This is a genomic window from Crocosphaera sp. (assembly GCF_030064895.1).
Taxonomy (GTDB): Bacteria; Cyanobacteriota; Cyanobacteriia; order Cyanobacteriales; family Microcystaceae; genus Crocosphaera.
On record NZ_JASJEB010000131.1, the window covers coordinates 1 to 11,638 of the forward strand.

At 40.9% G+C, this 11,638-nt stretch carries 6 protein-coding genes; 5 read left to right on the top strand and 1 reads right to left on the bottom strand.

All coding sequences use genetic code 11. The features are described from left to right. Positions 1-215 precede the first annotated feature (215 nt). Positions 216-1,598, bottom strand: a complete 1,383-nt coding sequence (locus QNJ66_RS23820) for a hypothetical protein (protein WP_300511141.1) — start codon at positions 1,596-1,598, stop codon at positions 216-218. A gap of 1,668 nt (positions 1,599-3,266) precedes the next feature. Between QNJ66_RS23820 and QNJ66_RS26295 the strand changes: the two genes are divergently transcribed. The 5 genes from QNJ66_RS26295 (at position 3,267) to ltrA (QNJ66_RS23840) (ending at position 11,429) form a co-directional block, all read left to right on the top strand. After that, the gene (locus QNJ66_RS26295) at positions 3,267-4,025 is read left to right on the top strand and encodes a reverse transcriptase N-terminal domain-containing protein (RefSeq protein WP_366146316.1); all 759 of its coding nucleotides are present in this window, start codon (positions 3,267-3,269) and stop codon (positions 4,023-4,025) included. Continuing rightward, a complete protein-coding gene (locus QNJ66_RS26300; RefSeq protein ID WP_366146317.1) occupies positions 4,009-4,965 on the top strand; it encodes a group II intron maturase-specific domain-containing protein in 957 nt (318 codons plus the stop codon). The genes QNJ66_RS26295 and QNJ66_RS26300 overlap by 17 nt, the downstream gene beginning before the upstream one ends. A gap of 503 nt (positions 4,966-5,468) precedes the next feature. Beyond that, a complete protein-coding gene (locus QNJ66_RS23830; RefSeq protein WP_300511142.1) occupies positions 5,469-6,881 on the top strand; it encodes a reverse transcriptase domain-containing protein in 1,413 nt (470 codons plus the stop codon). A 505-nt stretch (positions 6,882-7,386) separates the two neighbouring features. Next, a complete protein-coding gene (gene ltrA, locus QNJ66_RS23835) occupies positions 7,387-9,069 on the top strand; it encodes a group II intron reverse transcriptase/maturase (protein ID WP_300511143.1) in 1,683 nt (560 codons plus the stop codon). A 656-nt stretch (positions 9,070-9,725) separates the two neighbouring features. Further along, positions 9,726-11,429, top strand: a complete 1,704-nt coding sequence (gene ltrA, locus QNJ66_RS23840; protein WP_300511144.1) for a group II intron reverse transcriptase/maturase — start codon at positions 9,726-9,728, stop codon at positions 11,427-11,429. Positions 11,430-11,638: the final 209 nt, after the last annotated feature.

The following is an 11,638-nucleotide window of genomic DNA, read 5'->3' on the forward strand; positions in this document are numbered from 1 at the left end:
AGGGAGTAGGGAGTAGGGAGTAGGGGGAAAGAATTGATTATTTATGTGCGATAATTGATTTGATTTTTTATTATCGGAGATGTCTATTATATCCCTTGTATTTAACCAAGAGAGGATGTCAAATCTTGTAATGAGATGATATTAAGTGGTTGATAATTTTAATAGGGACACAAGATTCATTTGTCCCTAAGAATTTACTAGACTATTGTGAGTAATTAGAAAAAGTTTCCTTCATTAGACAAACCATTTATTGACGGGTCTCCTCCGATAATTGAGTCTCCTATAGTATTTCCGAATCGTACCGGAGTCAAACTAATAAAGCCATTATCAACACTTGCATTTAAGTTATAACCTTCTAAAAAGATTGGATCGTTAGTAGTTACGCGCAGCAAATACTGAAATCCTGGTGATAGAATTAACTCAGAAGAAATCCCGGGAATATCTGATACTACCCCTGGTCTAATTATAGCATCAACACCACCACCACCATTGTCATTAGCTGCAATTATCTGGCCCTGTCCAGATTCTAATAGAGAATCTGGAGGTAATTGATATACTTCTAATAGAGGATCAAAACCAGTTATAGCATCCAATTCAATTCTTATAGGAGTATTTGGTGCCGCATTTAACAAATAATCGTCTTTCTTGACGAAAGCTGTGTTTTGAAGATTTCTCACAGATTCATCAGCATTATTGTCTAGTGTACCTTCAATACTAACACTTACTCCTTGGGGATTAGGGGGTGTTGGAGGTAGTGGAGGTACAGGAGGTATAGGAGGTAGTGGAGGTATAGGAGGTATAGGAGGTACAGGAGGTGCTGGAGGAATAATATTAGCACTAGCTGGAAACAGAGCTAACTCATAGTCACTAGAAATACCAGGAGCAGTCTGAAAAACATTGATTAAATATTCACCGGGGGTAAAGAAAGATGCCTGAAACGCCTCATTTGATGTACCCAGGTTGTCGCCACGAGCAATTAAGTTACCATTGCTATCTAATACTGCTACATCAAGATTACCAGTGATATTTTGTAAGGCAATTCCCGCAGTTAATGGTTGTTCGACTGTGATACGATAGAAGTCTACAGGATCGAAATCATTAATTGTTGCCGACTGACTTATAGGTACTTCTGGAAGTAGAGGACCCAAAAAAGTTGGTGTGTTTATGTTATTATTACTGTTGTCATTAGGATTAACATCAACATTAATATTAGCACTTGCAGGAAATAGAGCTAACTCATAGTCACTAGCAATACCAGGAGCAGTTTGAAAAACATTGATCAAATATTCTCCAGGGATAGAGAAAGTTGCCTGAAATGCTTCATCTGATGCCCCTAAATTATTACCACTAGCAATTAAATTACCATTGTTATCTAATACTGCTACATCCACATCGCCAGTCAGATTTTGTAGTGCAATTCCTGAAGTTAAGGGTGTATTAACTGTGAGGCGATAGAAGTCTACAGGGTCAAAATCATTGATTGTACCCAAAGCAGTTATAGGTATTTCAGGAAATAGAGTACCTATAGGAGTTGCTGCGTTGATACTATCGTTACTGTTATCAGTAAAAATCACTTGAAGTGCATTTATAGTTCCCATTATTGTTAATATTTTTTTGAATTATGTTGATAACTGCTTAAGTTTTTTAGGCATTTGTGAAATCTTTTAAACTTAAGAAACTGCTATTCTGATCAAATAAGACTTGTCTATACTAAAAAAAGTTTCTATCTGTGGCAGAATCGGAAAATTTTCAGACAACAAGTAAAGATAGACACGATTTAAAAAGTGATAAACTTAATCAAGTTTAAGCAATGTTCTATGTGATTTTACTGAATAGTTATACGATTTTACTTTTCTATGTCAAAAAATTCAAGTATAAAAATTGAAAACATTTTTTATACTACTTCTATTGGCAAACTAAACCATAGAGTTATACCAAGCATGAAAAAAGAATGCTTTTCTTGGATGAAACTTCAATTATTAAGTAATTAACACAGGCGGATGGAACTTTTTTGATAATTATTAGCTATTTAGTATAGCAATCCTCTGCACAATTGTAATATTTTTGTGGTTGTTAGTCGGACCGAGTCGTAAGGGCGAAGAGCTCTTCGCCCGTACAGTCCTCAGAATTTTCAAGGTTTTTCGTCAATCTTAACTATTATAAAAATTCTCACAAATCATTTAGGATTGCTATAGCTATTTTTCATTAATTGATAATGGATAATGGATAATTACCTTTGGTTAAAACCGTACGGGAATTGAATATAAGGAAATTCAAGAGCACTTTTCTCTTTAGGGAGATTGGATCTGGCTAGGTTGGTAGTGCATCCCATCCTACGGAAAGCTCCGAAGATCGACCGCTCTCTTGGTCGATTGGATATGGCGCACTTCGGAGCGGCTCTGCACTCTTCGGGAAACCTCGCCATCCCATCCTAACGGAATGCTCCGCTTTCCGACCGCTTTTTCCCCTATGGGGGGAGGCTTTTAACCAAGGTATTTAATTAATAATTATTAATGATTAATTATTAATTATTCGGTAATACCAAATATCAAAAGTTTTGCTACATTTTGTTGGCAGCAGAGAGCAAGGAAATTAGGAATAAGATATGTTCATTTCATATCTATAATCATTCAAAATATTGCTGAATCTTAGAGAGTAAATGCACAAGTAAAGATTAAGACAGCGTATTGGCTTAATCTTAGTGCGATTCGTTTGACCTAAAGCAAGCCTTTCGGCTTGCGGGACGGTCACTACAGCCTTATTAGCTGTAAGAACTGATTACATTTGAGGTGCAAGTCCTCCCTCCAGATGCAGGAGTGAAAGCATTATCCCTATTTTGACAACTAGCAACTGTCAGGGTAAAGCGGGATAAAAAGGCAGACCACTGGTAGTCGAATCTGGTGACTGTCAAGCAAGAGTCCATATGTAACGAAAGTGAAGATGTACCCGAACCATCGTAACGCTTAATGGCCATAACGACTGTTCAAGGCCAAGCCAAAAGGCAAGGATAAAGGTATAGGCGTATTAGGAGACGACCTATTGCATTACCAACAAAACCCGGTGGATAGCATCACATTAAAGACTCAAGAAAATGTGTAATCGGAACGAAGTAACCCTTATATATCTCTAGGAATGGTCGATGCCTAGTAGGTGCTAACCGCATGATATATAGGGGCAGGATTGAATCAGAAGCCAACGCCAATTTGTAATGAATTGGATATGCTGACGGATTCACGGTAACTCCAAAGAAATGGGAACAAGTAGCAATGAATAAGTCTAAAGCACAACCTAAGTTGATGATGGAATGGAACGAAATTGACTGGCGCAAAGCTGAAGTCAAAACGTTTAAGTTGCAAAAGAGAATATTTCAAGCGAGTGAACGTGGCGATGTCAAAGCAGTACGCAAGCTTCAAAAGACCTTGATTAGGTCTTGGTCTGCAAGGGCCTTAGCGGTAAAAAGAGTTACCCAAGATAATCAGGGTAAGAAGACGGCAGGAGTGGACGGCATCAAAAAGCTGACCCCAAAGCAACGTCTCACCTTGACCAATGGACTGAAAGTCACTGGGAAATCTAAACCCACACGGCGGGTAATGATTCCAAAATCTAACAGCGACGAATTAAGACCGCTAGGCATTCCAACAATGAAAGACCGTGCCTTGCAAACACTTGTCAAACAAGCGTTAGAACCAGAAGGGGAGGCCAAATTTGAGCCAAACAGCTATGGTTTTAGACCAGGACGCTCATGTCACGATGCTATAGGAGCAATATACCTAAGCATCAAACAAAAGGCCAAATATGTGCTTGATGCGGATATCTCAAAATGTTTCGACCGTATCAACCACAAAGCTCTGCTCAAAAAGGTCAATACATACCCTACCTTAAGCCGTCAAATTAAAACATGGCTCAAAGCAGGAGTAATTGGCCAGGAAGTTTTCCTCCCTACCAATCAGGGTACACCACAAGGAGGAACAATATCACCCCAAAAGAGCAAACATTGCCTTACACGGAATGGAAGAACGGATTAAACAATACGCAGAAACTCTTAAAGGGAAAAAGACAATAAACCGTCAAGCCCTAAGTTTAATCCGATACGCTGACGACTTCGTAATAATTCACGAAAGTCTGGAGATGATTAAAAACTGCCAAACAATTATTGAAGAGTGGCTTAAAGACATGGGATTGGAATTAAAGCCTAGTAAAACAAGATTAACCCACACATTCAAAACAGAAGAAACAGAAGCAGGGTTTGAGTTTCTAGGATTCCATATTCAACAGCACAAAGTGGGAAACTACAGAGCTGCAAAAACAACAAATGGAAACCTAGGCTTTATAACACTAATCAAACCTTCTAAGAAGAAAGTCCAAGCACATCTGAAACACATCGGCGACGTAATAGATGCCCATAAGACCGCTCCACAAGCTGCATTAATAAGTAAGCTGAATCCGATTATTCGCGGATGGTCAAACTATTACTCAACCGTAGTCAGCAAGGAAACCTTCAATAAGTTGGATAATCTTGTTTACGAAAAACTCAGAGCATGGGCTTCATACAGAGGGCAAGGTCGCATCAATAAAGACAAATACTGGACAACAGTAGGAAATCGAAATTGGTGCTTCTGCACTGAAGACGGAATTGAGTTAGAAACTCACGCCAGTAAACCCATAGTCCGACATATAAAGGTTAAGGGAACTGCGAGTCCATATAACGGTGACTGGAATTATTGGAGCAAGCGACGAGGCGAATACCCAGGGACTCCTTCAAAAGTAGCCAAGCTAATTAAAAAGCAAAAAGGTAAATGCCCACACTGCAGTCTAAACTTTACAAGTGAAGACTTACTAGAAGTTGACCACATCATACCTAAAAGCAAGGGTGGAAAGGATACATACAGTAATCTACAACTTCTACATAGACATTGCCAGTGCGGTTCGTTCTTAGCGAAAATGGGTAACATCCATATAAACTAAGGCTTCTAACCGAGAGGTTAGATGATAACTGTTTTGATGATGAAGGTGAAAACCCTTCCCTCTAAACTCAAGAGTGACTCCCGATCTGTCCACGATGACCAGACTCGGAATTCTGGAGGTCGAAGCTGGAAACAGGGCGCAATCAGACACTAATTTGCAAGTGACACTGGTGCTAACGGGGAGTTCCTATGAAGAAACAGGGCCTAAAAAAGCAACCTAGTCGGACGCGGGAGCAATTAAATAAAAGCCCGACGTTGCCTGAGTATAAGTATCCCGCCGATGTCTTGGCAACCAAACGGCATGAGTATGGGGTTCAGGCGGTTGAAGTGGCCACTTCTAAAGGAACACAATAATCGTCATAACGGAACGAATAAAAACGAATTTAAGGTCTGTAGATAAGTCGAATTTACGGTAGACCAGACGAGAGGATTAATCCCTTAGATTCGGGTAGGACAAGGCGTAACTGCCTTGAGGAACTTAGAATACATAAACGGCTGTAGAGTATGATTGGACACATTAATAAATTTAATAGTGAATCTTGGGAGTTCTTACCCTGGAAGAAATTCTGGATAGACTTACTCCGCCTACAAAAGCGAGTGTATAAAGCGGTTCGAGCAGGAGAGCGGCCAAAAGCGAGGTCTTTGCAAAAACTGATTCTACGCTCTCAAGCAGGGAGATTTCTGGCTATACGTCAAGTAACACAACTAAATGCTGGAAAGAAAACGGCTGGAATCGACAAAAAACTAGCCCTGACCTTTAGGGAAAGGTTTGAACTCGAAGAAGAATTGAGGCTAAAAGTTAATGATTGGAAACATAAAGGACTAGGCGAAATTCCCATTCCAAAAAAGGATGGAACAAAACGTACTCTCAAAGTGCCAACCATTAGCGACAGAGCTTGGCAATGCCTAGCAAAATACGCCCTAGAACCAGCCCACGAAGCAACATTCCATGCTCGAAGCTACGGATTTAGAACAGGACGTTCAACGCACGATGCTCAGAAACAACTGTTCAACAATCTAAGGTCAAAAAGCAATGGCATCCAGAAAAGAGTAATCGAACTGGATATTTCAAAATGCTTTGACAGAATAAACCATTCTTCAATTATGGAAAACCTAATTGCCCCTTCAGGGTTAAAGCTTGGCATCTTCAGATGTCTCAAAGCTGGTACTAATGTAGGATTTCCTGACCAAGGAACGCCACAGGGCGGGGTTTGTTCGCCACTTTTAGCTAATATAGCTCTCAATGGGATAGAGGGAATCCATAATTCAATTCGGTACGCCGACGATATGGTATTTATCCTCAAACCCCAAGATGATGCTAACAACATACTTGAAAGAGTTAAAGAATTCCTAGCTGCAAGAGGCATGGAAATCAGTGAAAGAAAAACTAGACTAACAGCTACGACAAATGGATTTAATTTCCTGGGTTGGAATTTCCAAGTCCAGAAAAACGGAAAGTTCAGAAGCCGTCCCTCAGCGGATAACTTCAAAGCCTTCCGAATGAAAGCAAAAGCCATTATCAATAGCTCGAATTATGGCGCGATAGTCAAAGCTAAGAAATTAGCCCCTATCGTTAGAGGTTGGAGGAATTACCATCGCTACTGCAAAATGGATGGGGCTAAAAATAGCCTATACTTCATGGAGAAAAGAGCCTTTAAGGTATTCAACAGGGAGAAAAAACAGAATCGCTATTCAAGTAAGAAATTAATCTTACAAGCCTTTCCTACAGTCTCCTACTCTGAAAACAAATTCGTCAATGTGAAAGGGGAGAAATCACCCTATGATGGTGACCTAATATACTGGGCGCGACGTGCAAAGTCGCATTTGATGAATGGAGAGTCGTCTCTCCCTGGGGCACTTCTCCCCAGTCCTCAAGTAAAAGACTCTTCGGAGTCCGGTCACAACAAAAGTAGGTAACGAACCTGTTGGAATGCAGACCACAAAAGCGTTTAAACTGAAAGCCTAAAATCGGTGGTACACGCAAGAGGAAGAAAAGGAAGGGTTAACGATAAGTGAACGACTAACCTAGCTCCGTTATTTAAGAAAAGGTGAAATAGGGCTGAAACACCTTGACCAAAATGGTGCATAGCTGGTTGTTAGAAGTCCAGTAGTCTAACAAAGAAGTCCAAAAGCTATCGGAGTATGAGTCGAACCCTAACCTGATCGAAGGTCATCAAAAGCGGAACACGGTAAGCCCCACAGACTCTCTTTTGAGGTCGAAACAAGGGAGTAAGCCGAGAGTAATCAAAGCCGAAATGTCTAGGGGGTAGAGGAAGTCAGAGAAAGCGAATGTCTCTATGTAACATAGAGAATAAGGGTTGAGGGTATATCCCAACATCACACCGCCTGAAAATGGTAGCCCACTTCTGACAGGTCTTAAACGATAGACACGATTTCATTGAGACTAAACGGAGATTGAAAGATGGAAACCACTCTGGTTATCGGAGACTCTGGACATCTTAAAGATTGGTCACAGATTGATTGGAAATCAGTCACTAAGAATGTTAAGAATCTGAGGAAACGGATATATCGTGCCACACAGAACGGTCAGTGGAATCAGGTCAGAAGCCTTACGAAACTGATATTAAGAAGCTTCGACAATCTAATATTGTCCGTGCGAAAAGTTACCCAACTAAATCAGGGAAAACGAACAGCAGGTGTCGATAAGGAGGTGATAAAAACACCTGAACAAAGGGTAAAACTCGTCCAAGAAATGGAAGAATTCACCCTATGGAAAGTTAAACCGACCAGAAGAGTGTACATTCCAAAAGCCAATGGCAAACAAAGACCATTAGGCATACCCACCATCAAGGATAGAGTAGCACAATCTATTGTTAAGAACGCTCTTGAACCTATATGGGAAGCTCAATTCGAGGCTAATAGCTACGGATTCAGAGTCGGAAGAAGTTGTCATGATGCCATTGAACAATGTTTCTTACGATTACAAAAGGGGAGAGACACCTGGGTATTGGATGCTGATATCTCTGGATTCTTTGACAACATCACTCATGAGGCTATCCTAAAATCCATCGTCCATTTTCCTGCCCGAAACCTAATCAAACAATGGTTAAAGGCAGGATACCTGGACAAAGGAAAACTTCATGAAACAAATAGCGGAACGCCTCAAGGTGGACTTATAAGCCCCCTCCTGGCAAACATCGGTTTACACGGACTAGAAACCTTCTTAAAGCAATTTAGAAGAAAACACAAGTGCGGAAAACAAACCGATAGATATGGATTTGTCCGATACGCAGACGACTTCATTGTAACTGCAACCTGTCAAGAAGACATAGAGAAAATTCAACCCAAAATTGAACAATGGCTATCACAAAGGGGATTACAACTAAATCAAGAAAAAACCCGTATCGTACATATCAGCGAAGGTATAAATTTCCTTGGGTTTAATCTCAGACAATACAATGGCAAACTCCTGATTAAACCGCAAAAAGAAAAAGTCCAAAATTTCCTCCAGGAAATTAGAGATTGGCTCAAACAAAATAAAACGGTAAAACAGGAAACCGTCATAGTGCAACTTAACCCCAAACTTCGAGGCTTTGGAAACTACTATCGTCATGCCGTCAGCAAAGAAGTATTTAGTTACATCGAACATCAGATGTGGATAACTCTGTGGCTATGGGCAAAACGGCGTCACCCAAACAAGGGCAAACACTGGACTGCCAACCGATACTTTAAAATCAGAGGCCAAGGATGGGAATTTGCTTGCGATGTCAAAGACAGAAGAGGCCAAACCAAAGAGATTGGCTTATTCAACATAGCCAAAATACCCATTGAACGCCACATCAAGGTAAAAGGGAGAGCATCCCCAGACGACCCCACACTAACAGACTACAGGACAAAAAGAGCCACCAAATCTGGTAAAACCATCTGGCATAAAGGGTCAAAGTATTATCAAATTGCCCAGAACCAAAGATGGAAATGTCCTATATGTGGGGAACACCTTAACAACGGTGAAGCTATCGAAACACATCACATAGTACCAGTGGCAGAAGGAGGCTTGGATGATATCGACAATCTCCAGCACCTACACAAAGCTTGCCACAAAGCGGTACACAGTGGTAAACGTGCTGTGAAGGCAGAGGCTTGAGCCGTATGATGCGATGAGTGTCAAGTACGGTTCTTAGGGGAGGTTGCGACCTGAAATGGTGATTTGAAACGAACCGCCGACGGTTCTAGGAGATTTCCACTCCTACCTTCATGTAAAAGACTCTAACGAGTTCGGTCACATCCAAGTAGGTAACGAAACGGATGGAATGCAGACCACAAAAGTAGCCGAAGCTGCTAGGGATTAAGCGGTAAGGAGCTAGAAGGAGAAATGGAAGGACGAACACAGACTAAGTCGTTGATTAAACTGCGTCATAAGAAAAATAGTCAAATTATCCCTGACAGACTGTAACCAAAAAGGTAAGAAGGTGGACTTGATAATTCTTCCCTTTATCAAGTATGGAAACAAAACCCCTTCCGCAGAACAGGCGACCATCCTAACCGTTTCGATGATTCAAATGACACAACAGGGTAAACCCTTACAAGGTCTTAGGAAAGGTCGATAATCCTAAGTAGGTCTGAGGTAACAAAGACGGAAATCCTTGGAGGACAGAAGATGAGAGAAAAAGCGAATGCTGAGTTGTAATGAGTCAGATAGGGGTTCAAAATTTGCCCCTGACCGAAAGGAATAGCAGACTTCTCTTGGGTTTTATGAGAAAAGAAACCAAAACAAAGGAACTAAATGGAGTCATAAGTTAGATGTCAAGACAAACCTTGATAAATGGAGATAACAGACAGTTAGAAGACTGGTCACAGGTAAACTGGAAGCGAGTCCGAAAAACTGTTAAGAACCTGCGTCAAAGAATCTTTCTCGCCCGAAAACTTGGTAAGTGGAAGCAGCTTAGACGATTGCAGAAACTTTTAATAAGAAGTCGTGCCAACTTGTTGCTTAGTGTAAGACAAATTACTCAAGTCAATGACGGCAAGCAAACAGCAGGTATAGATAAGGAGGTAATTAATACACCTGCACAGCGAGTTAAACTTGTCAATGAGTGGGAAATGCCAAAAGCAGCACCCACTAAACGGGTGTACATTCCTAAACCAAATGGCAAGAAACGTCCTTTAGGAATCCCAACCATAAAGGATAGAGTCGCACAAGCAATAGTCAAGAACATACTAGAACCTGAATGGGAAGCCGTGTTTGAAGCCAATTCCTACGGATTCAGACCCGGAAGAAGTTGTCACGATGCTATAGAACAATGTTTCAATAAATTTAGAAACAGCAATGCAGGTGGACACAAATGGGTTTTAGACGCTGATATACAAGGCTTCTTTGACAAGATTGCCCATGAAACCATCATCAACCTGATAAGTTTAGTACCAAGTGGTGAACTCATTAAGGGATGGCTAAAAGCTGGATTTATTGATAAGGGTCAGTACAACCCAACCAAGACAGGCACTCCCCAAGGTGGTGTGATCAGCCCATTATTAGCCAACATTGGGCTGCACGGGTTAGAAACATTTATTAAACAAATTAACCCAAAGCTAGGCATCATTCGGTACGCCGACGATTTCGTTGTCACATCAAAGGACAAGGAATCGCTTGAGGTAGCACTTATCCAGATACAGCAATGGTTATCACAAAGAGGATTAAAAATCAGTGCCGAGAAAACACGGACAGTAAACATTGAGGACGGATTCAACTTCTTGGGATTCAATTTACGTCAATATAACGGTAAGTTGCTAATTAAACCCCAAAAAGAAAAATTGCTGGCATTTTGTAAAAAGATAGGACAAGTCCTATCCAATATGAAAGCCAATACACAAGAAGTAATCATCAAAAGATTAAATCCACTTCTCAGAGGTTTTGCTAACTACTACAAAGGTGTAATTAGCAAAGAAACCTTCCAATACATAAACTATCGTGTATGGCAATACCTTTGGCGATGGGCTACAAGACGACATCCCAACAAAGGAAAAAGGTGGGTCAAAGACAAATACTTTCATCGATTAAAAGGGAGACATTGGACATTTATGTGTAAAGGGACTGATAGAAAAGGGAAAAAAGTATCTGATTTTCTCTACGACATCAGCAGCACACCCATAGTAAGACATATAAAAGTCAAAGGGAACGCAAGCCCTGATGACCCCTCTCTCAATGAATACTGGGAAAAAAGACAGAAAAAACAGGGTAAAAATAACTGGGCCAAAGGTTCTAAATATGAGCAAGTAGCCAATCAACAACAATGGAAATGCCCTGTCTGTAATGACCCTTTGTTCAACGGAGAAGAAATCGAAACCCATCACATAGTACCGCTTAAGGACGGGGGAACGGACGACACCAAAAACCTAGTCCATTTACACAAAGCGTGTCATAAGCAGGTACACTCACGCATCCAAGTTCAAAGGCTTGAAGTAAAGCCTGAGCCGTGTGAGCAGGACAACTCTCATGCACGGTTCTAAGAGGGGGTGAGAATGGCAACATTCAAACCCTACTCGGTGAGATATGGTGACATATTCTCTCTTACCCGACAGCAAGCGTAACAGCAAACTCTATGACGGAGAAACCTCTAAAGCCCTTAAAAGGCAAAACCATTCATGTGCAGCTTGTGGGCTTCAACTCACAAGTGAAGAGAGAGTACATCTACATCATATAGACGGAAATCATAACA